This is a genomic window from Pseudomonas sp. MWU318 (assembly GCF_016756945.1).
GTDB classification, from domain to species: domain Bacteria; phylum Pseudomonadota; class Gammaproteobacteria; order Pseudomonadales; family Pseudomonadaceae; genus Aquipseudomonas; species Aquipseudomonas putida_A.
Window position 1 is genome coordinate 78,597 of sequence record NZ_JAESJL010000003.1, and the last position, 21,891, is coordinate 100,487.

At 61.0% G+C, this 21,891-nt stretch carries 29 protein-coding genes; 19 read left to right on the forward strand and 10 right to left on the reverse strand.

Annotated elements, in window-relative coordinates:
- Positions 1-33: 33 nt before the first annotated feature.
- Genes JN524_RS08380 through pilG form a run of 3 tightly spaced genes read right to left on the reverse strand, consistent with a single transcriptional unit; the run spans position 34 to position 1,414 of the window.
- A complete protein-coding gene (locus tag JN524_RS08380; RefSeq protein WP_007964098.1) occupies positions 34-573 on the reverse strand; it encodes a chemotaxis protein CheW in 540 nt (179 codons plus the stop codon).
- Positions 574-583: 10 nt separating this feature from the next.
- Entirely contained in the window at positions 584-949 is a 366-nt protein-coding gene (pilH, locus tag JN524_RS08385) for a twitching motility response regulator PilH (protein WP_025109154.1), read from the reverse strand.
- 60 nt (positions 950-1,009) lie between these two features.
- The gene (pilG, locus tag JN524_RS08390) at positions 1,010-1,414 is read right to left on the reverse strand and encodes a twitching motility response regulator PilG (protein WP_007964102.1); all 405 of its coding nucleotides are present in this window, start codon (positions 1,412-1,414) and stop codon (positions 1,010-1,012) included.
- Positions 1,415-1,639: 225 nt separating this feature from the next.
- On the opposite strand from pilG, the gene gshB reads away from it, so the two are divergent.
- The 7 genes from gshB to JN524_RS08425 all read left to right on the forward strand — a co-directional run bounded on the left by gshB (position 1,640) and on the right by JN524_RS08425 (position 7,752).
- Positions 1,640-2,611, forward strand: coding sequence for a glutathione synthase (gshB, locus tag JN524_RS08395; protein WP_027610584.1), 972 nt, complete (start codon positions 1,640-1,642; stop codon positions 2,609-2,611).
- 107 nt (positions 2,612-2,718) lie between these two features.
- The gene (locus JN524_RS08400; protein ID WP_007964106.1) at positions 2,719-3,618 is read left to right on the forward strand and encodes an energy transducer TonB; all 900 of its coding nucleotides are present in this window, start codon (positions 2,719-2,721) and stop codon (positions 3,616-3,618) included.
- Between the two features lie 235 nt (positions 3,619-3,853).
- Positions 3,854-4,426, forward strand: coding sequence for a YqgE/AlgH family protein (locus tag JN524_RS08405; protein ID WP_041063515.1), 573 nt, complete (start codon positions 3,854-3,856; stop codon positions 4,424-4,426).
- Positions 4,426-4,863: a Holliday junction resolvase RuvX gene (ruvX, locus tag JN524_RS08410; protein ID WP_003229101.1), complete on the forward strand. Its 438-nt coding sequence runs from the start codon at positions 4,426-4,428 to the stop codon at positions 4,861-4,863. The genes JN524_RS08405 and ruvX overlap by 1 nt, the downstream gene beginning before the upstream one ends.
- An 81-nt stretch (positions 4,864-4,944) precedes the next feature.
- Positions 4,945-5,451, forward strand: coding sequence for a bifunctional pyr operon transcriptional regulator/uracil phosphoribosyltransferase PyrR (gene pyrR, locus JN524_RS08415; RefSeq protein WP_027610583.1), 507 nt, complete (start codon positions 4,945-4,947; stop codon positions 5,449-5,451).
- A gap of 28 nt (positions 5,452-5,479) precedes the next feature.
- The gene (locus JN524_RS08420) at positions 5,480-6,484 is read left to right on the forward strand and encodes an aspartate carbamoyltransferase catalytic subunit (protein WP_003229107.1); all 1,005 of its coding nucleotides are present in this window, start codon (positions 5,480-5,482) and stop codon (positions 6,482-6,484) included.
- Positions 6,481-7,752 carry a dihydroorotase gene (locus JN524_RS08425; RefSeq protein WP_202369069.1) on the forward strand — a complete coding sequence of 424 codons (1,272 nt, stop codon included), beginning with the start codon at positions 6,481-6,483 and terminating at the stop codon, positions 7,750-7,752. The genes JN524_RS08420 and JN524_RS08425 overlap by 4 nt, the downstream gene beginning before the upstream one ends.
- A 178-nt stretch (positions 7,753-7,930) precedes the next feature.
- On the opposite strand, the gene JN524_RS08430 is transcribed toward JN524_RS08425, so the two are convergent.
- Positions 7,931-8,362, reverse strand: coding sequence for an NINE protein (locus JN524_RS08430; RefSeq protein ID WP_041063521.1), 432 nt, complete (start codon positions 8,360-8,362; stop codon positions 7,931-7,933).
- A gap of 248 nt (positions 8,363-8,610) precedes the next feature.
- Between JN524_RS08430 and JN524_RS08435 the strand changes: the two genes are divergently transcribed.
- Positions 8,611-9,237, forward strand: a complete 627-nt coding sequence (locus JN524_RS08435; RefSeq protein ID WP_202369070.1) for a C40 family peptidase — start codon at positions 8,611-8,613, stop codon at positions 9,235-9,237.
- 84 nt (positions 9,238-9,321) lie between these two features.
- On the opposite strand, the gene JN524_RS08440 is transcribed toward JN524_RS08435, so the two are convergent.
- Positions 9,322-10,356 (reverse strand): type IV pilus twitching motility protein PilT, encoded by a 1,035-nt coding sequence (locus JN524_RS08440; protein WP_202369071.1) that lies wholly within the window; start codon positions 10,354-10,356, stop codon positions 9,322-9,324.
- A 56-nt stretch (positions 10,357-10,412) separates the two neighbouring features.
- Here JN524_RS08440 and JN524_RS08445 point away from each other — a divergent pair, with 56 nt between their 5' ends.
- The 10 genes from JN524_RS08445 (at position 10,413) to JN524_RS08490 (ending at position 17,443) form a co-directional block, all read left to right on the forward strand.
- Positions 10,413-11,099 carry a YggS family pyridoxal phosphate-dependent enzyme gene (locus tag JN524_RS08445; protein ID WP_202369072.1) on the forward strand — a complete coding sequence of 229 codons (687 nt, stop codon included), beginning with the start codon at positions 10,413-10,415 and terminating at the stop codon, positions 11,097-11,099.
- Between the two features lie 28 nt (positions 11,100-11,127).
- Entirely contained in the window at positions 11,128-11,946 is an 819-nt protein-coding gene (proC, locus tag JN524_RS08450) for a pyrroline-5-carboxylate reductase (RefSeq protein ID WP_103369354.1), read from the forward strand.
- 10 nt (positions 11,947-11,956) lie between these two features.
- Positions 11,957-12,547: a YggT family protein gene (locus tag JN524_RS08455; protein ID WP_096795760.1), complete on the forward strand. Its 591-nt coding sequence runs from the start codon at positions 11,957-11,959 to the stop codon at positions 12,545-12,547.
- The gene (locus tag JN524_RS08460; RefSeq protein WP_095137544.1) at positions 12,544-12,837 is read left to right on the forward strand and encodes a DUF167 domain-containing protein; all 294 of its coding nucleotides are present in this window, start codon (positions 12,544-12,546) and stop codon (positions 12,835-12,837) included. Before JN524_RS08455 ends, JN524_RS08460 begins: the two co-directional genes overlap by 4 nt.
- A gap of 230 nt (positions 12,838-13,067) precedes the next feature.
- Positions 13,068-14,207, forward strand: a complete 1,140-nt coding sequence (gene metX / locus JN524_RS08465) for a homoserine O-succinyltransferase MetX (RefSeq protein WP_202369073.1) — start codon at positions 13,068-13,070, stop codon at positions 14,205-14,207.
- A gap of 7 nt (positions 14,208-14,214) precedes the next feature.
- Positions 14,215-14,835, forward strand: coding sequence for a methionine biosynthesis protein MetW (gene metW, locus JN524_RS08470; protein WP_003229126.1), 621 nt, complete (start codon positions 14,215-14,217; stop codon positions 14,833-14,835).
- 26 nt (positions 14,836-14,861) lie between these two features.
- On the forward strand, positions 14,862-15,296 hold the full coding sequence (locus JN524_RS08475; RefSeq protein ID WP_027610575.1) for a DUF4426 domain-containing protein: 435 nt from the start codon (positions 14,862-14,864) through the stop codon (positions 15,294-15,296).
- Positions 15,293-15,889 (forward strand): RdgB/HAM1 family non-canonical purine NTP pyrophosphatase, encoded by a 597-nt coding sequence (gene rdgB / locus JN524_RS08480; RefSeq protein ID WP_096795762.1) that lies wholly within the window; start codon positions 15,293-15,295, stop codon positions 15,887-15,889. Before JN524_RS08475 ends, rdgB begins: the two co-directional genes overlap by 4 nt.
- Positions 15,886-17,091 carry a radical SAM family heme chaperone HemW gene (gene hemW, locus JN524_RS08485; protein ID WP_237403008.1) on the forward strand — a complete coding sequence of 402 codons (1,206 nt, stop codon included), beginning with the start codon at positions 15,886-15,888 and terminating at the stop codon, positions 17,089-17,091. Before rdgB ends, hemW begins: the two co-directional genes overlap by 4 nt.
- 28 nt (positions 17,092-17,119) lie before the next feature.
- Complete coding sequence (locus tag JN524_RS08490) at positions 17,120-17,443, forward strand: DUF3392 domain-containing protein (protein ID WP_003229134.1); 324 nt, start codon at positions 17,120-17,122, stop codon at positions 17,441-17,443.
- Between the two features lie 236 nt (positions 17,444-17,679).
- Here the strand turns inward: JN524_RS08490 and trmB are convergent, their stop codons facing one another.
- From trmB to JN524_RS08510, 4 genes are all read right to left on the reverse strand, one after another.
- Entirely contained in the window at positions 17,680-18,405 is a 726-nt protein-coding gene (trmB, locus tag JN524_RS08495) for a tRNA (guanosine(46)-N7)-methyltransferase TrmB (protein ID WP_202369074.1), read from the reverse strand.
- A 9-nt stretch (positions 18,406-18,414) separates the two neighbouring features.
- Positions 18,415-19,209: a thiazole synthase gene (locus JN524_RS08500; protein WP_007964131.1), complete on the reverse strand. Its 795-nt coding sequence runs from the start codon at positions 19,207-19,209 to the stop codon at positions 18,415-18,417.
- A gap of 59 nt (positions 19,210-19,268) precedes the next feature.
- On the reverse strand, positions 19,269-19,469 hold the full coding sequence (thiS, locus tag JN524_RS08505) for a sulfur carrier protein ThiS (RefSeq protein ID WP_027610571.1): 201 nt from the start codon (positions 19,467-19,469) through the stop codon (positions 19,269-19,271).
- Positions 19,470-19,549: 80 nt separating this feature from the next.
- Positions 19,550-19,921: a DUF423 domain-containing protein gene (locus JN524_RS08510; protein WP_202369075.1), complete on the reverse strand. Its 372-nt coding sequence runs from the start codon at positions 19,919-19,921 to the stop codon at positions 19,550-19,552.
- A gap of 74 nt (positions 19,922-19,995) precedes the next feature.
- Between JN524_RS08510 and mtgA the strand changes: the two genes are divergently transcribed.
- Positions 19,996-20,718: a monofunctional biosynthetic peptidoglycan transglycosylase gene (gene mtgA / locus JN524_RS08515; protein WP_202369076.1), complete on the forward strand. Its 723-nt coding sequence runs from the start codon at positions 19,996-19,998 to the stop codon at positions 20,716-20,718.
- Between the two features lie 205 nt (positions 20,719-20,923).
- On the opposite strand, the gene rpoH is transcribed toward mtgA, so the two are convergent.
- Positions 20,924-21,778, reverse strand: a complete 855-nt coding sequence (gene rpoH, locus JN524_RS08520; RefSeq protein ID WP_202369077.1) for an RNA polymerase sigma factor RpoH — start codon at positions 21,776-21,778, stop codon at positions 20,924-20,926.
- Positions 21,779-21,891: the final 113 nt, after the last annotated feature.

Here is a 21,891-nt window from a genome sequence, read left to right on the forward strand (position 1 = left end):
AGACCCCCACCCCATAGATATCTGGTGCTTCGGCTATATCGCGACGCTCATGAACACTGGCGATTTGGCCAGCGCAAACAGGCTGAACACCCGCCAGTTCTGCTCACGCCGGAAATAGCCTTTGACGAACTCGGCCTTGGAGCCCTGGCGCTTGCTGATCGAGATCGGTTCGAAGCTGTCCTGCTCGAAGTGCTGCAGACCGAACACCTCATCCACCAGCAACCCGGCGAACACATCGTTGTGCTCCACCACCAACACACGCCGCTGTTTGCGCAACGGCGACAGCTCGTGACCGAAGAAGCCGCACAGGTCCATGATCGGCAGCAAGCGCCCACGCAGGTTAGCCACCCCTTTGACCCACGGCTTGACCCCGGGCAACTGAGTGCAGCGCGGTTCGTGCAGCACTTCGCTGACTTCGCCCATCGGCGTCACGTACCAATGCTCGCCGAGGCGAAAACCGATGCCGCTCCAGCGATCCTGACGGCCGGGCTGCGACGGCAGGTCCGCCGCCAGCAGGCGGCAGCGCTGGTCGATCTGCCACAGCAGCTCGAACGCGGTCAGCGACTGGTTCATGGCCGCGCGATCAACCGGCCAGCACGTTGTTCAGGGTCTTGATCAGCATGTCTTCTTCGACCGGTTTGGTCAGGTAATCCTTCGCGCCCTGGCGCGTGCCCCAGACCTTGTCGGTTTCCTGATCCTTGGTGGTGATGATGATCACCGGGATGTGGCTGGTCTCGGCATCCTTGGTCAGTTGCCGGGTGGCCTGGAAGCCGTTGAGGCCGGGCATGACGATGTCCATCAGCACGGCGTCAGGCTTTTCCTGACGGGCCAGGGCCACGCCGTCGGCGCCGTTTTCGGCCTTGAGCACTTCATGGCCGTGCTTTTCCAGCATGCCGGTGAGTTTGTACATTTCAGTCGGCGAATCATCGACGATCAGGATACGTGCCATGGTCTTCCCCATTTTTCTTGTCGACACCCGGCCCGCTGGCCGAGCGTCACTGTACGTGTCTTACTGCGGCAAAACGGCGGCGAAGCCCGGAACATGGGCCTGAATCGCGTCGAGCAGTTCTTCCTTGCTGAAAGGTTTGGTCAAAAATTGATCAGAACCGACAATCCGCCCCTTGGCCTTGTCGAACAGCCCGTCACGCGACGACAGCATGATCACCGGCGTGGTCTTGAACGCACTGTTGTTCTTGATTAAAGCGCAGGTCTGATAACCATCCAGACGCGGCATCATGATGTCGACAAAAATGATTCCGGGGTGGTGGTCGGCGATCTTCGCCAAAGCGTCGAAGCCATCGATCGCCGTGATAACTTCGCAGCCCACATTTTTCAACAGCGTTTCGGCGGTGCGACGAATCGTTTTCGAGTCATCGATCACCATGACCTTCAAGGCGCTGGACTGCTGTTCCATAAGAGGGCTCTACCGTCGCCTTTGCGAATCAAATTGTCCGTTTTGCGATGAGTAATGGCTGGAAACCCTTGATGCTCAAGGGCCAGCACGCTATGCCAGCCTTTTTAGCACAGTCTCCAGATGCAATCTATCGACGGGTTTTTCCTTGACCGAAAACCCTGCCAGCGCCACTCTGGCGGCACTTTTTCAATACCGATCCGGTAGCCAATTTTCGAGGAAAACCCAATGAGCGTTCGCGTCGGGATTGTCATGGACCCTATCGCCAGCATTTCCTATAAAAAGGATAGCTCGCTGGCCATGCTGCTGGCCGCGCAGAAACGTGGCTGGGAACTGTTCTACATGGAGCAGCGCGACCTGTATCAGGCCGAAGGTCAGGCCCGGGCGCGCATGAAGCCGCTGAAAGTCTTCGCCAACCCGGAAAAGTGGTTCGAACTGGACGCCGAGCAGGACAACCTGCTGAGCGACCTCGACGTGATCCTGATGCGCAAGGATCCGCCGTTCGACATGGAGTTCGTCTACTCCACCTACTTGCTGGAACAGGCCGAAACCGCCGGTGTGCTGGTGGTCAACAAGCCGCAGAGCCTGCGCGACTGCAACGAAAAACTGTTCGCCACGCTGTTCCCGCAGTGCACCCCACCGACCATTGTCAGCCGCCGCGCCGATGTGCTGCGTGAATTCGCCGCCAAGCATGGCGATGTGATCCTCAAGCCGCTGGACGGCATGGGCGGCACTTCGATTTTCCGTCACCGCGTGGGCGATCCGAACCTGTCGGTGATTCTGGAAACCCTGACTGCCCTCGGCAATCAGCAGATCATGGGCCAGGCTTACCTGCCGGCGATCAAGGACGGTGACAAGCGCATCCTGATGATCGACGGCGAGCCGGTGGATTACTGCCTGGCGCGAATTCCGGCCCAGGGCGAAACCCGTGGCAACCTCGCGGCCGGTGGTCGTGGTGAAGCACGGCCGTTGACCGACAAGGATCGCTGGATTGCCGCCCAGGTCGGCCCGACCCTGCGCGAGAAAGGTCTGCTGTTCGTCGGTCTGGACGTGATCGGTGAAAACCTCACTGAAATCAACGTCACCAGCCCGACCTGCATCCGCGAAATCGACAACGCTTTCGGTACCGATATCGGCGGCATGCTGATGGATGCCATCGACAAGAAGCTGCAAGCCGCCGGCAAAAAGCCGCAAGCTTGACGTGTGTCACATGCAGCTTGTCGCTTGAAGCGTGAAGCCCAAGGCGCGAAACCAACATTGCGTTATCATGCGCAGCCTCTGAAAAACGCGATGTTGGTTTTCTTGTCATGACCCTCCCGTCCGATCTGCCCGCAGAACTCGCCCACCGTGGCGTGCGCCCGGCCGATCGCCTCGGATTTACCCTGTTTCTCGCGGCGCTGATTCATTTGGCGCTGCTGCTCGGCGTCGGCTTTACCATGGTCGAACCCAAGCAGATCAGTAAAACCCTGGAAATCACCCTCGCCACCTTCAAGAGCGAAACCAAGCCGAAAAAGGCTGATTTCCTCGCTCAGGAAAACCAGGAAGGCAGCGGCACCCTCGACAAGAAGGCGATTCCCAAGACCACCGAGGTCGCGCCGTTCCAGGACAATCAGGTCAAGAAGGTCACCCCGCCCCCGGCCGCCAAACCGGAAGTGCGCGAAGCGGCGCCCAAGGCTGCGGTGACCACCGTGGCGCCGAAACAGCAAAAGGCGCCGACCAAGAAAGAAGAAACCAAAACCGAGACCAAACCTGCGGTCAACGCGCCGACGTTCGACAGTTCACAGCTGTCCAGCGACATCGCCAGCCTCGAAGCGGAACTGGCCAACGAACAACAGTTGTACGCCAAGCGCCCGCGGATTCACCGCTTGAGCGCGGCCTCGACCATGCGCGACAAGGGTGCCTGGTACAAGGACGACTGGCGCAAGAAGGTCGAGCGCATCGGCAACCTCAATTACCCGGAGGAAGCGCGGCGCAAGCAGATCTACGGCAACCTGCGGCTGATGGTCTCGATCAACCGCGATGGCTCGCTGTATGAAGTGCTGGTGCTCGAGTCCTCCGGCCAGCCGCTGCTGGATCAGGCGGCGCAGCGCATTGTCCGGCTGGCGGCGCCGTTCGCGCCGTTTACCGGCGATCTGTCGGATATCGACCGACTGGAAATCATCCGCACCTGGAAATTCGCCCGGGGCGACAAGCTTTCCAGCAACTGACCGCCGGCATACAGTTTTTTTGTGGTGAGGGGATTTATCCCCGATCGGCTGCGAAGCAGTCGCAAAACCAGCATGCGCGGTATGTCAGGCATATCACGTCAATGGATTCAGGGCCGCTTCGCGCCCCATCGGGGATAAATCCCCTCACCACAAAGGTTCAGCTTCAACAATGGATCTGCGTTGTTCTCTGATCCTCAGCTTGTCAGTTCGCCCCTTGAACGCCACACTATCGCTCATGAAAAACGTCAGCCCCAGCTACCTCAAGCATCACTTCCTGATCGCCATGCCGCACATGGCCGACCCGAACTTTGCCCACACCTTGACCTACATCGTCGAGCACACGGCCAATGGCGCCATGGGGCTGGTGGTCAATCGACCGCAAGAGCTGAATCTGGCTGACATTCTCGAGCAATTACGCCCGGACATCGATCCGCCAGCGCTGTGCCAGCATGTGCCGATCTTCATTGGCGGCCCGGTGCAGACCGATCGCGGTTTCGTCCTGCACCCGTCGGGCAAGACCTTTCAGGCCACCGTCGAACTGGACGGTGATCTGGCGCTGTCCACCTCGCAGGACGTGCTGTTCGCCATCGCCGACGGCGTAGGCCCGGCGAAAAGCGTAATCACCCTTGGTTATGCCGGTTGGGAAGCCGGGCAACTGGAGGCCGAGCTGGCCGACAACGCCTGGCTGACCTGCCCGTACGACGCCGACATCCTGTTCAACACCAGCAGCGAGCTGCGTCTGGAAGCGGCGGCACGGCATCTGGGGATCAATCTCAGCCTGCTGACCAGCCAGGCAGGGCACGCCTGATGGCCCTGCGCCTGATTCTCGGCTTCGACTACGGCACCAAACAGATCGGCGTTGCGGTCGGCCAGGTGATTACCGGCCAGGCTCGCGAGCTGTGCACCCTGAAAGCGCAGAACGGCGTACCCGACTGGAATCAGGTCGAAGCGCTGTTCAAGGAATGGAAACCCGACGCCGTGGTGGTCGGCCTGCCGCTGAACATGGACGGTACGCCCAGCGAGATGTGCCTGCGCGCGGAGAAATTCGCCCGACGGCTCAATGGCCGCTTCAATGTGCCCTTCTATACCCACGACGAACGCCTGACTACCTTTGAAGCCAAGGGTGAGCGACTGGTGCGTGGCGGGCAGAAAGGCAGTTACCGCGACAACCCGGTGGACGCCATCGCCGCCGCCCTGCTGTTGCAGGGCTGGCTCGATGAAAACACTGCATTGTTTGAATCCTGACAAGCGCTTCGGCGCTTTTCTTTTGGTTATAAACCCAGCCATGTCCGGCAGGACGCGGCTCGGAATCACGAAGGAGCAACCATGAGCCTGCCCAATCCCGCCGATCTGATCAGCCAGATGGCGACCCGCCTCAAGGCGCACCTTGCACAGCGTGATATCAGCGAACCGCGTTACATCGGCATCCGCACTGGCGGCATCTGGGTCGCGCAGGCCTTGCTCAAGGAACTGGCCAGCGACGCGCCACTGGGCACGCTGGATGTTTCCTTCTACCGCGACGACTTCAGCCAGAACGGCCTGCACCCGCAAGTGCGTCCTTCGGCCCTGCCCTTCGAGATCGAAGGCCAGCACCTGGTGCTGATCGATGACGTATTGATGAGCGGCCGGACCATCCGCGCCGCCATGAACGAACTGTTCGACTACGGCCGCCCGGCCAGCGTGACCCTGGTCTGCCTGCTCGACCTGGACGCCGGCGAGCTGCCGATCCGCCCGAACGTGGTCGGTGCGACCCTGTCGCTGGCCGCCAATGAGCGGGTCAAGCTGTCCGGCCCGGAGCCGCTGACGCTCGAACTGCAAGACCTGAATTCCTAACCCGCCCTTATTGAGAGTCCCCCTCGCGATGACGCCTCTAGATACCAAGCGCCCGCTGCAGCTCAATGATCAGGGCCAGCTGCGCCACTTCCTCTCGCTCGACGGCCTGCGCCGCGAGTTGCTGACGGAAATCCTCGACACCGCCGACTCGTTCCTCGAAGTCGGTGCCCGGGCGGTGAAGAAGGTCCCGTTGCTGCGCGGCAAGACCGTGTGCAACGTGTTCTTCGAAAACTCCACCCGCACCCGCACCACCTTCGAACTGGCGGCCCAGCGGCTGTCGGCGGACGTGATCACCCTGAACGTGTCGACCTCGTCGGCCAGCAAAGGTGAAACCCTGCTCGACACCCTGCGCAATCTCGAAGCGATGGCCGCCGACATGTTCGTGGTGCGCCACGGTGACTCCGGCGCCGCACACTTCATCGCCGAACACGTCTGCCCGCAGGTGGCAATCATCAACGGCGGCGACGGCCGTCACGCGCACCCGACCCAAGGCATGCTCGACATGCTCACCATCCGTCGGCACAAGGGCGGTTTCGAAAACCTCTCGGTGGCGATCGTCGGCGACATCCTGCACTCGCGGGTGGCGCGTTCGAACATGCTCGCCCTGAAGACCCTCGGTTGCCCGGACATCCGCGTGATCGCGCCGAAGACTCTGCTGCCGATCGGCATCGAGCAGTACGGCGTCAAGGTCTACACCGACATGAACGAAGGCCTGAAGGACGTCGACGTGGTGATCATGCTGCGCCTGCAGCGTGAGCGCATGACCGGCGGCCTGCTGCCGAGCGAAGGCGAGTTCTACCGCCTGTTCGGCCTGACCACCGCGCGTCTGGCCGGGGCCAAACCCGATTGCATCGTCATGCACCCAGGGCCGATCAACCGTGGGGTAGAGATTGAGTCCGCGGTGGCCGACGGCCCGCACTCGGTGATCCTCAATCAAGTCACCTACGGCATCGCCATCCGCATGGCCGTGCTGTCGATGGCCATGAGCGGGCAAACAGCGCAACGTCAATTCGAGCAGGAGAACGCCCAGTGAAGCTCAGCATTCTCGGCGCCCGTGTCATCGATCCAAGCAGCGGCCTGGATCAAATCACCGACATTCACGTTGAAGCCTGCAAGATCGTCGCCCTCGGCGCCGCACCGGCCGGTTTCACCGCTGTGGAAACCATCGACGCCAACGGTCTGGTTGCAGCACCGGGCCTGGTCGACCTGAACGTGGCCCTGCGCGAGCCGGGCTACAGCCGCAAAGGCACGATCGCCAGTGAAACCCGCGCCGCAGCGGCCGGTGGCGTGACCAGCCTGTGCTGCCCGCCGAAAACCAAACCGGTGCTCGACACCTCGGCCGTGGCCGAACTGATCCTCGACCGCGCCCGCGAAGCCGGCAACACCAAGGTGTTCCCGATCGGTGCGCTGAGCAAAGGGCTGGACGGCGAACAGCTTGCAGAGCTGGTGGCGCTGCGCGACGCCGGGTGTGTGGCGTTCGGCAATGGTCTGGAGAGTTTCCGCAACACCCGCACCCTGTGCCGGGCATTGGAATACGCGGCGACCTTCGACCTGACGGTGATTTTCAATTCGCAGGATCACGATCTGGCCGATGGCGGTTTGGCCCATGAAGGCGCGGTGGCCAGTTTCCTCGGCCTGCCGGGGATTCCGGAAACCGCGGAAACCGTGGCTCTGGCTCGCGATCTGCTGCTGGTCGAGCAGACCGGCGTGCGCGCGCACTTCAGCCAACTGACCAGCGCGCGCGGCGTGGCTCTGATCGCTCAGGCACAGGCCCGTGGCTTGAAGGTCACGGCGGATGTCGCCCTGTATCAGTTGATTCTCACCGATGAAGCGCTGATCGACTTCAGCAGCCTGTATCACGTGCAACCGCCGCTGCGCACCCGCGCCGACCGCGACGGCCTGCGTGAAGCGGTGAAGTCCGGCGTGATTTCGGCGATCTCCAGCCATCACCAGCCGCACGAACGCGACGCCAAACTGGCACCGTTCGGCGCGACCGAGCCGGGCATCAGCAGTGTGGAGTTGCTGCTGCCGCTGGCGATGACGCTGGTTGAGGATGGTCTGCTGGATCTGCCGACCCTGCTGGCGCGCCTGAGCGCTGGGCCTGCGGATGCGCTGCGTCTGCCCGCGGGCAAACTGGCGGTGGGCGGTGCGGCGGATATCGTGCTGTTCGACCCGAAGGCATCCACCGTGGCCGGTGAACGCTGGCTGTCGAAGGGCGAAAACTGCCCGTTCCTCGGTCACACCCTGCCGGGTGTAGTGCGCTATACGCTGGTGGACGGGCGGATCAGCCACCAAGCCTAAAAAGCAAAGATCGCAGCCTGCGGCAGCTCCTACAGGGAAAATGCATTCCAACCTGTAGGAGCTGGCGAAGCCTGCGATCTTTTGATCTTCATCGCCCCATTCGCCAGCAGGCTGGCCCCCACATTGGATCTGTGAACGACACAAATCCCCTGTGGGAGCCAGCCCTGCTAGCGAAGGCTTACTGGAAGGCGCCGCGATTCTGTGCGTTACGCACCGACACCTGATCATTCAGCGTCCAGAAGTCATACAGCACCCCGACAAAGAACAACCCGCCGGTCAGCAGATACAGCAACCCGCTGATCCACTTGCCCTGATACATCCGGTGCACGCCGAACACGCCCAGGAACGTCAGCAGAATCCACGCCACGTTGTATTCAATCGGCCCTGCGGTGAAACGCAGATCCGCCTCGCGATCCATTGCCGGGATCAGGAACACGTCGATCAGCCAGCCAATGCCCAGCAGACCGAAGGTGAAGAACCAGATCGTCCCGGTCACAGGTTTGCCGTAATAGAAGCGGTGAGCGCCGGTGAAACCAAAAATCCACAGCAGATAACCGATGATTTTGCTGTGCGTATCCTGCGGTGCAGCGACCTGCTGATAGCGGTTCATGAAGACCTCGATTCACTCGATAGATAAATTTTCTTTAATTCTTTGTGACTTTTTTACATGTAGCCGACGTACGGCAAATGTTACCGTGTCGTCCGTCAAAGCCTTATAGCACCGCACTTCTGTCCGACAATTGCGTCCGTTTGCCGCTTGTTTGGTTCCGTTGCCCTCAGATGGAATCGACCAACGGCCTCGGAAGGGACAAAAAAGCTGTTATAAAGTTGCGCGCTAACACATAAGAGCCACGCCTAATGCGACCATTTTTCAAGACATGGCTAACTATTTGCCTATTAATGCCACTGGCCGCCCACGCCACCAATCGTGAGCAACGTCTTCCCAACGTTAACGGTTTCACCCCTAAATCCCATGCTTCGGCTCCTTCGAGCAAGAGCAGCAAACAAACCAGACACACTACGCTCGCCAGCAAGAATCACGGCAAGCTGGTGCCACCGATGGCCAACAAGGAAAGCAGCAACGTCCTGAGCCGCGCGGTGAACGTCCTCGGTACTCCTTACCGTTGGGGCGGCAGCAGCCCAAGTAAAGGTTTCGACTGCAGCGGTCTGGTGAAATATGCGTTCAACGACGCCACGTTCGACCTGCCACGCACTTCCAACGCGATGGCCAGCGGACATGGCGAGAAAGTCGAACGCAAGGATCTGAAGCCGGGCGACCTGATTTTTTTCAACATCAAGAGTCGTCGGGTCAACCATGTTGCCATCTACCTGGGCAACGACCGCTTCATCCACGCACCGCGTCGTGGCAAAGCGGTGAGCATCGATACGCTGAACAAGCCGTACTGGGAACAGCATTACGTAGTTGCCAAGCGTGTGCTGCCGAAAGAGCCTGCCGGTAAGCAGATGCGCGTAGTCCAGCGCTAAAGATCAAAAGATCGCAGCCTTCGGCAGCTCCTACAAAAATCACTGTAGGAGCTGCCGAAGGCTGCGATCTTCTGCTTTTGGCCTTCAGAAATTATCCGGCGTACGCGCCTTCTCCCGCGCATGCTCACGGCTGATCAAGCCCTTGGTCACCAGCTCCTTCAGGCACATGTCGAGTGTCTGCATCCCCAACGACCCACCGGTCTGAATCGCCGAATACATCTGCGCCACCTTGTCCTCGCGGATCAGGTTCCGGATCGCCGACGTTCCCAGCATGATCTCGTGCGCCGCCACCCGCCCGCCGCCGATCTTCTTGATCAGCGTCTGCGACACCACCGCCAGCAACGACTCCGATAGCATCGAACGCACCATTGACTTCTCATCACCGGGAAATACGTCCACCACCCGGTCGATGGTCTTTGCCGCCGAAGTGGTGTGCAGCGTGCCGAACACCAGATGCCCGGTCTCGGCAGCGGTCAGCGCCAGACGGATGGTTTCCAGATCACGCATCTCGCCCACCAGAATCACATCCGGGTCTTCGCGCAGCGCCGAACGTAGGGCGGTGGCGAAGCTGCGGGTATCGCGATGGACTTCGCGCTGATTGATCAGGCATTTGCGCGATTCGTGGACGAACTCGATCGGATCTTCGATGGTGAGGATATGGTGATGGCGATGGGTATTGAGGTAATCGATCATCGCCGCCAGCGTGGTCGATTTGCCGGACCCGGTCGGCCCGGTCACCAGCACCAGCCCGCGCGGCGCATCGGTGATCTTGCGAAAGACGTCACCCATGCCGAGGTCTTCCATGCTCAGCACTTTCGAGGGAATGGTGCGGAACACCGCGCCAGCGCCTCGGTTCTGGTTGAACGCATTGACCCGAAAGCGCGCCACGCCGGGGACTTCGAACGAGAAATCCGTTTCCAGGTGTTTCTCGAAGTCGACGCGCTGGATGTCGTTCATGATGTCGTAGATCAATTCGTGCACTTGCTTGTGATCCAGCGCCGGCAGATTGATCCGCCGCACATCGCCATCGACGCGGATCATCGGCGGCAGACCGGCCGACAGGTGCAGGTCGGAAGCGCCCTGTTTGGCGCTGAACGCCAGCAGTTCAGTGATATCCATAGCGTCCCTCAATTCCAGTAGAATGCCGCGAACCTTCAGACCGCCGGCGCCTCTTGATGTCCACGATAGCAGACAACATCCTTCAGGTTAGTTCGCGTATCCAGGCTGCCACCGCTGCTGCCGGGCGCGCCGAAAACAGCGTTCAATTGCTCGCCGTCAGCAAGACGAAACCGGCGCAGGCCCTGCGTGAAGCCTACGCCGCCGGCCTGCGTGACTTCGGCGAGAACTATCTGCAGGAAGCCTTGGGCAAACAGCTCGAACTGGCCGACCTGCCCTTGATCTGGCACTTCATCGGCCCCATTCAATCGAACAAGACTCGCGCCATTGCCGAGCATTTCGACTGGGTGCACTCCGTGGATCGCCTGAAAATCGCCCAACGCCTGTCCGAACAGCGCCCGGCCGAGCTACCGCCGCTGAACATCTGCATTCAGGTCAACGTCAGTGGTGAGGCGAGCAAGTCCGGCTGCACCCCGGCCGACCTGCCGGCGCTGGCCGAGGCCATCAGCGCCCTGCCCCGATTGAAACTGCGCGGGCTGATGGCGATTCCCGAGCCGACCGAAGATCGCGCCGAACAAGATGCCGCTTTTGCTGCCGTGCAACGTTTGCAGGCCAGCCTGAATCTGCCGCTCGACACACTTTCCATGGGCATGAGCCACGACCTCGAGTCGGCCATCGCTCAAGGCGCCACTTGGGTGCGGATCGGTACCGCCCTGTTTGGCGCCAGAGATTACGGTCAGCAATGACCGACAGCCATCTGAAAAAGGACCTGACATGAGCAACACACGCATTGCCTTTATCGGTGCCGGCAACATGGCCGCCAGCCTGATCGGCGGCCTGCGGGCCAAGGGTCTGCAAGCCAGCCAGATTCGCGCCAGCGATCCGGGCGAAGAGACCCGCCAACGCGTCAGCGCCGAACACGGCATCGAAACCTTCGCCGACAACGCGCAGGCTATTGATGGCGTCGACGTGATCGTGCTGGCGGTCAAGCCACAGGCGATGAAAGCTGTGTGCGAAGCCATCCGCCCAAGTCTGAAACCGCAGCAACTGGTGGTGTCGATCGCCGCCGGCATCACCTGCGCGAGCATGACTGCGTGGCTTGGCGAGCAGCCGATCGTGCGCTGCATGCCCAACACCCCGGCACTGCTGCGCCAGGGCGTCAGCGGCCTGTACGCCACCAGCGAAGTGACCGCCGAACAGCGTCAACAGGCTGAAGAGCTGCTGTCCGCCGTCGGCATCGCGCTGTGGCTGGACGAAGAGCAGCAACTCGATGCGGTGACCGCCGTCTCCGGTTCCGGCCCGGCGTATTTCTTCCTGCTGATCGAAGCGATGACCGCCGCGGGCGTCAAACTCGGCCTGCCAAAGGAAATCGCCGAGCAACTGACCCTGCAAACGGCTCTGGGCGCCGCGCACATGGCGGTATCCAGCGATGTCGACGCTGCCGAACTGCGCCGCCGCGTGACCTCGCCAAACGGCACCACAGAGGCCGCGATCAAATCATTCCAGGCTAACGGCTTCGAAGCCCTGGTAGAAAAAGCACTCGGCGCCGCCGCGCACCGCTCGGCCGAAATGGCTGAACAACTGGGCAAATAAGGAGCCTTACATGATTGGATTGAACACCGCAGCGGTTTACGTGCTGCAAACCCTCGGCAGCCTGTACCTGCTGATCGTGCTGTTGCGCTTCGTCCTGCAACTGGTGCGCGCAAACTTCTACAACCCGCTGTGCCAATTCGTGGTCAAGGCTACCCAGCCGCTGCTCAAGCCACTGCGCCGGATCATCCCGAGCATCTTCGGCCTCGACATGTCATCGCTGGTGCTGGCGATTCTGGTGCAGCTGGCGCTGATGGCCCTGACCCTGCTGCTGACCTATGGCACCACCGGCAACCCGCTGCAGCTGTTCATCTGGTCGATCATCGGCGTGACCGCGCTGTTCCTGAAGATCTTCTTCTTCGCCCTGATCATCAGCGTGATCCTGTCGTGGGTCGCCCCGGGCAGCCACAACCCGGGCGCTGAACTGGTGAACCAGATCTGCGAGCCGGCGCTGGCACCGTTCCGCAAGATTCTGCCGAACCTCGGCGGACTGGACCTGTCGCCGATTTTCGCCTTCCTGGCGCTGAAGCTGATCGACATGCTGGTGATCAACAATCTGGCGGCGATGACCATGATGCCGGACATCCTGCGCCTGCTGATGTGAGCTGGTTTCGCTGGGACGGCGACGATCTGATCCTCGAATGTCATCTGCAACCGGCAGCCCGCAGCGATGATTTCGCCGGGCTGCACGGTGACCGCCTGAAGATCCGCCTCACCGCGCCGCCGGTCGAGGGCAAGGCCAATGCATATCTGATGGGCTTTCTGGCCAAGGCGTTTGGGGTTTCCAAAAGCCAGGTCAGTTTGCTCAGCGGCGAGTTGAACCGGCAGAAACGGGTGAAGATCTGTGCGCCCAAGAAGCTGCCGGAGTTGCCTGATCTGGTGCGTCCAGCCTGATCCACTGTGGTGAGGGGATTTATCCCCGATGGGGCGCGAAGCGGCCCCCTGGTTGTTGCCAACCGCATTCTCTCGGCACGGCCAAAGATTACAGGGCTGCTACGCAGCCATCGGGGATTAATCCCCTCACCACAAGGACTTCGCTTAATCAACGATCAGGCCTTATCCTTGCTTGCCGCTAACCCCCCCGGTCTTTAGACTTACGCCTCATTTCAACGAGAGCAGGGTCGATGCCAGCTGCCTTTCCCCCCGATTCTGTTGGTCTGGTGACGCCGCAAACGGCGCACTTCAGTGAACCTCTGGCCCTGGCCTGTGGCCGTTCGCTGCCCGCCTACGACCTGATCTACGAAACCTACGGCACGCTGAACGCGCAGGCGAGCAACGCCGTGCTGATCTGCCACGCGTTGTCCGGGCACCACCATGCCGCCGGCTATCACAGCGCCGACGACCGCAAGCCCGGTTGGTGGGACAGCTGCATCGGCCCCGGCAAACCGATCGACACCAACAAGTTCTTCGTGGTCAGCCTGAACAATCTGGGCGGCTGCAACGGCTCTACCGGCCCGAGCAGTCTCAACCCGGAGACCGGCAAGCCGTTCGGCGCCGACTTCCCGGTGCTCACCGTCGAAGACTGGGTGCACAGCCAGGCGCGTCTGGCTGACCTGCTCGGCATCCGCCAGTTCGCCGCCGTGATCGGCGGCAGCCTCGGCGGCATGCAGGCCTTGCAGTGGACCATCACCTACCCGGATCGCGTGCGCCACTGCCTGGCCATCGCCTCGGCCCCCAAGCTGTCGGCGCAGAACATCGCCTTCAACGAAGTGGCGCGCCAGGCGATCCTTACCGACCCGGAGTTCCACGGTGGTTCGTTCCAGGAACAAGGGGTGATCCCCAAGCGCGGGCTGATGCTGGCGCGGATGGTCGGGCACATTACCTACCTGTCCGACGACTCGATGGGCGAAAAATTCGGCCGTGGCCTGAAGAGTGAAAAGCTCAACTACGACTTCCACAGCGTCGAGTTCCAGGTCGAGAGCTACCTGCGCTATCAGGGCGAAGAATTCTCCGGGCGCTTCGATGCCAACACTTATCTGTTGATGACCAAGGCGCTGGATTACTTCGATCCGGCGGCGAACTTCGACGATAACCTGGCGAAAACTTTCGAAAACGCCACCGCCAAGTTCTGCGTGATGTCGTTCACCACCGACTGGCGCTTCTCCCCGGCTCGCTCGCGAGAACTCGTGGACGCGCTGATGGCGGCACGCAAAGACGTCAGCTATCTGGAAATTGATGCACCCCAGGGCCACGACGCCTTCCTGATTCCGATCCCGCGCTATTTGCAGGCGTTCGGCAATTACATGAACCGAATTACGGTGTGAACAAGCCATGAGAGCTGATCTGGAAATCATCCAGGAATGGATCCCCGCCGGCAGCCGCGTGCTCGACCTCGGTTGCGGCGACGGCGAATTGCTGACCTGGCTGCGCGATAACAAGAACGTCACCGGTTATGGCCTGGAAAACGACGCCGACAACATCGCCGAGTGCGTGGCCAAGGGCATCAACGTCATCGAGCAGGATCTGGACAAGGGGCTGGGCAACTTCGCCAGCAACAGTTTCGACATCGTCGTCATGACCCAGGCCCTGCAAGCCGTGCACTACCCGGACAAGATCCTCGACGAGATGCTGCGGGTCGGTCGTCAGTGCATCATCACCTTCCCCAACTTCGGTCACTGGCGCTGCCGCTGGTATCTGGCAAGCAAGGGCCGGATGCCGGTGTCGGAGTTTCTGCCGTACACCTGGTACAACACGCCGAACATTCACTTCTGCACCTTCGAAGACTTTGAAGAACTTTGTCGCGAACGTGACGCGAAGGTCATTGATCGGCTTGCCGTGGATCAACAGCACCGCCACGGGTGGGCCAGTAAGCTATGGCCTAATCTGTTAGGTGAGATTGGTATCTACCGCGTCAGCAGCCCGGTGCTTGCAGATCATCGGGTCGCGGTCTGAACCACGACATTTCGAGGAGAACGATCATGGGTCGCTTGATTACTGTGCTATTGGCCGCCTGCCTGAGTCTGTCGGCGGTGGCCGCCGATGCCATCAAGGGCGAACGCAAGGAAGTGTTCGGTGACGTTACCGTGCACTACAACACCTTCAACTCGACCTTCCTGACACCCGACATCGCCAAAGCAGCCGAGCTGATCCGCAGCAAGAACCAGGGCGTGATCAATGTCTCGGTGATCAAGGACGGCAAACCGCTGATCGCCAACGTCACCGGCACTGTCAAAGACCTGACCAGCCAGAGCGTGCCGCTGAACTTCCGCCAGGTTACCGAACAGGGCGCGATCTACTACATCGCCCAGTACCCGGTGGAGCAGCAGGAAACCCGCACCTTTGAAATCAAGGTGCAGAACGGTGACAAGATCAACACCATCAACTTCAACCAAGAACTCTTTCCCGGCGAATGATGAACCTCACGCAACTCGTACTGGCCAGCCATAACGCCGGCAAACTCAAGGAACTCCAGGCCATGCTCGGCGACTCGGTGCAACTGCGCTCGATCGGCGAATGGAGCAAGGTCGAACCGGAGGAAACCGGCCTGTCGTTCGTCGAGAACGCGATCCTCAAGGCACGCAATGCCGCGCGCATCTCCGGCCTGCCGGCGCTGGCCGACGATTCCGGTCTGGCGGTGGATTTCCTCGGCGGCGCCCCGGGCATCTACTCGGCGCGCTATGCCGACGGCAAGGGCGATGCGGCGAACAACGCCAAACTGCTCGAGGCCCTCAAAGACGTGCCGCAAGCCGAGCGCGGCGCGCAGTTCGTCTGCGTGCTGGCACTGGTGCGGCATGCCGATGATCCGCTGCCGATCCTCTGCGAAGGCCTGTGGCACGGGCGCATCCTGACCGCCGCCAGCGGCGAGCACGGTTTCGGCTACGACCCGCTGTTCTGGGTGCCGGAGCGAAACGTGTCCAGCGCCGAACTGAGCCCGGCCGACAAGAACCAGATCAGCCACCGCGCCCGTGCAATGGATCTGCTGCGCCAGCGTCTGGGCCTGAAATGACCGACAGCTACCCCGCGTCGTCGCTGATCATCGGCGGCGCCGCCTCTTCGCCTCGGGCGCCGCTGCCTACGCTACCGCCTCTGGCGCTGTACATCCACATTCCGTGGTGTGTGCGCAAATGTCCGTATTGCGATTTCAACTCGCACACCGCCAGCCCGGTGCTGCCAGAAGAGGAATACGTCGACGCGTTGCTGGCCGATCTCGATCAGGACCTGCACGCGGTGTATGGCCGTGAAATCAGTTCGATCTTCTTCGGTGGCGGTACGCCGAGCCTGTTCAGCGCGCAAGCCCTCGGGCGCTTGCTCAAAGGCGTCGAGCAGCGCATCCCGTTTGCCCACGACATCGAGATCACCCTGGAAGCCAATCCCGGCACCTTCGAGCAAGAGAAGTTCGTTGCGTATCGCAAGCTCGGGATCAATCGCCTGTCGATCGGCATTCAGAGCTTCCAGCAGCAGAAACTCGAAGCCCTCGGGCGCATCCATAACGGCGACGAAGCGGTGCGCGCGGCAGGTATGGCGCGTCAGGCCGGGTTCGATAACTTCAACCTCGACTTGATGCACGGCCTGCCCGATCAGTCGCTGGACGATGCCTTGAGCGACCTGCGTCAGGCCATCGAACTGAAACCGACGCACATCTCTTGGTATCAGCTGACACTGGAGCCGAACACGGTGTTCTGGAACCAGCCGCCGGTGCTGCCGGAAGACGACACGCTGTGGGACATTCAAGAAGCCGGACAAGCGCTGCTGGCCGCGCACGGTTACGCGCAATACGAAGTTTCGGCCTATGCCCAGCCCGGGCGGTCGGCGCGGCACAACCTCAATTACTGGAGTTTCGGCGACTTCATCGGCATCGGTGCTGGCGCCCACGGCAAGCTCAGTCATCCGGACGGGCGCATCGTCCGCACCTGGAAGACACGCCTGCCGAAGGACTATCTCAACCCAGCCAAGAGTTTCCAGGCCGGCGAGAAAGCCCTGAGCAATGACGAGATGCCGTTCGAGTTCCTGATGAACGCCCTGCGCCTGACTGCCGGGGTGGAATCACGCCTGTATCCCGAACGCACCGGCCTGCCGCTGGAAAGTCTCGCCGAACACCGCCGCGAGGCCGAACAAAGTGGCCTGATGCAGGTCGAACCGTCACGTCTGGCGGCCACCGAGCGCGGACAACTGTTTCTCAACGACTTGCTGCAGAAATTTCTGAGCTGAGCCCCACGGCCGCCCTAAGGAAAACCGCATGGATTTGATACTCGATCTGCTCGCCACCGTGTCCCGCTGGAGCCGCAGCAACCTCTCGGAAATCGCCCTGGCCCTGGTGGGCTGCCTGCTGGTGCTGTTCGGCGCCGACTTCAAAGGCTGGGTCGAACAACGCCTGGGCAGCATCGCCGGCGCCTTGCGCGTACCGCTGATGGCCCTGCTGTGCGTAATCGGCAGCGGCGCCGCGCTGATCTATGCGACGCCGTGGGTGGTCAAGGGCCTGAGCCAGTTCAACAACTACAGCCTGGCACCGGTGCTGCTGGTGGTGCTGGTGCTTATCGGCGTAGTCGCTGACCGCCGCTGATCTTTCAGTACCCCCAAAACAACTGTAGGAGCTGCGGCACGCTGCGATCTTTTGATCTTCAAATCAAGATCAAAAGATCGCAGCGTGCCGCAGCTCCTACACCGCTTGCACCGTGAACCTAAAACAAATGTGGGAGAGAGCCTGCTCGCGAAGACGTCTTAACATTCAACCTCATCGTTGAATGTCAGACCGCTTTCGCGAGCAGGCTCGCTCCCACAGTTTTTATTGCGTGTTGCTTAAGCGATTTTTTCGAACTTCAGATCCCACACGCCATGCCCAAGACGTTCGCCGCGGCGTTCGAACTTGGTGATCGGGCGTTCGGCCGGGCGCGGTACGCATTTGCCGTCTTCGGCGAGGTTGCGGTAGCCCGGGGCGACGTTCATCACTTCCAGCATGTACTCGGCGTACGGTTCCCAGTCGGTGGCCATGTGCAGGATGCCGCCAACCTTCAGCTTGCTGCGCACCAGCTCGGCGAAGGACGCCTGAACGATGCGACGCTTGTGGTGACGGCTCTTGTGCCATGGATCCGGGAAGAACAGCATCAGGCGATCGAGGCTGTTGTCGGCGATGCAGCGGTTGAGCACTTCAATCGCGTCGCAATCGTAGACCCGCAGGTTGGTCAGGCCCTGGGTCAGCACGCCATTGAGCAGCGCGCCAACACCCGGACGGTGCACTTCAACTCCGATGAAGTCCTGATCCGGCGCCGCCGCAGCCATTTCCAGCAGCGAGTGGCCCATGCCGAAACCGATCTCCAGCGAGCGCGGCGCCGAACGGCCGAACACTTGATCGTAATCCACCGGCGCGTCGGCCAGCGGCAGCACGTACAGCGGCGCGCCCTGGTCCAGACCCCGTTGCTGGCCTTCGGTCATGCGCCCGGCGCGCATCACGAAGCTCTTGATGCGGCGGTGTTGGCGCTCGTCGCCCTCTTCCCTCTGGATAGGCGTGTCGTTCGATTCAGTCATCAATGGCTCTTACTTGATCAGACCATCCAGCGGCGAAGAGGCGCTGGCATAGAGTTTTTTCGGCATGCGGCCGGCGAGGTAGGCCAGACGGCCTGCGACGATCGCGTGTTGCATGGCTTGGGCCATCATCACCGGTTGCTGAGCATGGGCGATGGCCGAGTTCATCAGCACCGCGTCACAGCCCAGTTCCATGGCGATGGTGGCGTCGGAGGCGGTACCGACACCGGCATCCACCAGCACCGGAATCTTGGCTTCTTCGAGGATGATCTGCAGGTTGTACGGGTTGCAGATCCCCAGACCGGAACCGATCAGACCGGCCAGCGGCATGACCGCGATGCAGCCGATTTCCGCCAGTTGCCGGGCGATGATCGGGTCATCACTGGTGTAAACCATCACGTCGAAGCCTTCCTTGACCAGCGTTTCGGCGGCCTTGAGGGTTTCGATCACGTTGGGGAACAGGGTTTTCTGGTCGGCCAGCACTTCCAGCTTCACCAGGTTGTGACCATCGAGCAGCTCACGGGCCAGGCGGCAGGTGCGCACGGCCTCGATAGCGTCGTAGCAACCAGCAGTGTTCGGCAGGAACGTGTAGCGATCCGGCGACAGCACTTCGAGCAGGTTCGGCTCGCCTTCGATCTGGCCCAGGTTGGTGCGGCGCACGGCGAAGGTGACGATCTCGGCACCCGAGGCTTCGATGGCCTGGCGGGTTTCTTCCATGTCACGGTACTTGCCGGTACCGACCAGCAAACGCGACTGGTAAGTACGACCGGCCAGAACAAAAGGCTTGTCGCTGCGAACGATGCTCATGGGGAATCCTCTTTAGGGGTGAGGGTCTTGCAGAATTCTGTGCCCTTGCGGGCCGGCGATCAGCCGCCGCCGATGGCGTGCACCACTTCGACGTTGTCGCCGTCGTTGAGCACGGTGTCGGCATGCTGGCTGCGCGGGACGATATCCAGATTGAGTTCGACTGCCACCCGGCGACCGGTCAGGTCCATACGGGCAATCAGGGCCGCAACGGTTTCACCGTCGGGCAGTTCAAGGGATTCGCCGTTCAACTGAATGCGCATGCGCCTGGCCGCCATCATTTTTAGGGGGTGGCATTCTAGCCCGATCATGACCTAAAGGTCAGCACCAAGCGTCAAGCGGTTTACTGCAGGCGCCAAGCGGCAAGTCCAAGACACACCCAGCCAACCAGAAACGCCAGGCCGCCGAACGGGGTGATGATGCCGAGCTTGCTGATGCCGGTGGTGGTCAGCACATACAGGCTGCCCGAGAACAACAGGATGCCGACGGCGAACGAGATACCAGCCCAGGTAACCAGCCGTCCCTGAATCTGCGTGGCCAGCAGCGCAACGCCGAACAGCGCCAGGGTGTGCACCAGTTGATAGGTCACGCCGGTGTGGAAAATCGCCAGATACTCGGGGGTCAGGCGGCTCTTCAGGCCATGAGCGGCGAAGGCGCCAAGGCCCACACCGGTAAAACCAAAGAAAGCGGCCAGCATCAGAAAGCCACGCAGCATGTGGAACTCCAGTCAGACTCGTTCGGCAGGGTCTGTATAATGGCCCGCTCTATCGGTTCGGCCAAGCCATCTCTATGCTGCGTTCACTTTTGCGTCGTCTCACGAAGGCCCTGCTCTGGTTCGCGGGCGGCAGTGTATTGCTGGTGTTGCTGTTTCGCTTCGTACCGCCGCCGGGCACGGCCCTGATGGTCGAGCGCAAGATCGAATCCTGGGTCGACGGCGAGCCGATTGACCTGCAGCGCACCTGGAAACCGTGGGACGAGATTTCCGACGACCTCAAGGTCGCGGTCATGGCCGGCGAAGATCAGAAGTTTCCCGAGCACTGGGGTTTTGACTTCGGCGCGATCCAGGCGGCATTGGCCCACAACGAACTCGGCGGTTCGATTCGCGGTGCCAGCACCTTGAGCCAACAAGTCTCCAAGAACCTGTTCCTGTGGTCCGGTCGCAGTTATCTGCGCAAAGGTCTGGAGGCGTGGTTTACCGCGCTGATCGAGGTGTTCTGGCCCAAGCAGCGGATTCTTGAGGTGTACCTGAACAGCGTCGAGTGGGATGACGGAGTGTTTGGTGCCGAAGCGGCGGCACGCCATCACTTTGGCGTGAGCGCCAAGTCACTGTCGCGTCAGCAGGCGAGTTATCTGGCGGCGGTGCTGCCTAACCCGCGCGTGTGGAGCGCCAGCCATCCGACAGCGTATGTGTCGCGCCGGGCCGGGTGGATTCGGCAACAGATGAGTCAGTTGGGCGGGACCAGTTACCTGCTGGGGCTTGATGATTCGCGCCGGGCGCCTTGGTCTCGATAGCCCTCACTGTTCTTGTAGACACTGAAAATCCCTGTGGGAGCGGGCTTGCCCGCGATAGCGGTGGTTCAGCCACCATCTACATGACTGACTCGACGCCATCGCTGGCAAGCCAGCTCCCACAGGGATTAATGCTGCCCTGACATAGGCGCATAAAAAAACGCCCCGATCATCGCTGATCGGGGCGTTTTTGTTTGCCAAGCGCCGGTTATGCGGCGATCGACAATTTGAGCTTGTTCATCGCGCTCTTCTCGAGCTGACGGATCCGCTCGGCCGACACATTGTACTTCTGCGCCAGGTCGTGCAGCGTGGCTTTCTCCTCTGCCAGCCAGCGCTGGTAGAGGATGTCGCGGCTACGTTCGTCCAGCACTTCCAGCGCTTCGTGCAGGTTGTGGTTGGAATTGTCGCTCCAGTCGGCATCTTCCAGTTGACGCGCCGGGTCGTACCGGTGGTCTTCCAGGTAGTTGGCCGGCGACTGGAAAGCGCTGTCGTCGTCAGCTTCTGCAGCCGGGTCGAAAGCCATGTCGTGGCCGGTCAGACGACTTTCCATCTCGCGCACTTCACGTGGTTCGACGCCAAGGCTTTCCGCCACACGGTGGACTTCCTCGTTGTTCAGCCACGCCAGACGTTTCTTCTGGCTGCGCAGGTTGAAGAACAGCTTGCGCTGGGCCTTGGTGGTCGCGACCTTCACAATGCGCCAGTTGCGCAGGATGAACTCGTGAATTTCCGCCTTGATCCAGTGCACGGCGAACGACACCAGACGCACACCCATTTCCGGGTTGAAGCGTTTTACCGCCTTCATCAGACCGACGTTGCCTTCCTGGATCAGGTCAGCCTGAGCCAGACCGTAGCCGGAATAGCTACGGGCAATGTGTACGACAAATCGCAGGTGGGCGAGCACCATCTGCCGAGCCGCCCCCAAATCCTGCTCATAGTAGAGACTCTCGGCCAGTTCACGCTCCTGATCCGGCGTCAGCAATGGAATGCTGTTGACGGTGTGCACATAGGCTTCCAGGTTCGCACCCGGAACCAACGCGTACGCAGGTTGCAAAGAATTGGTCATGCGAAAAAACCTCCCACTTACATACTCGTGCCTCTCGGCACTGCGAAAAATTGACCGGGAATTCAAGTACAAGTTCCCAAAAAAACCGCAAGGTCAATCACGCGCAAAAAAGA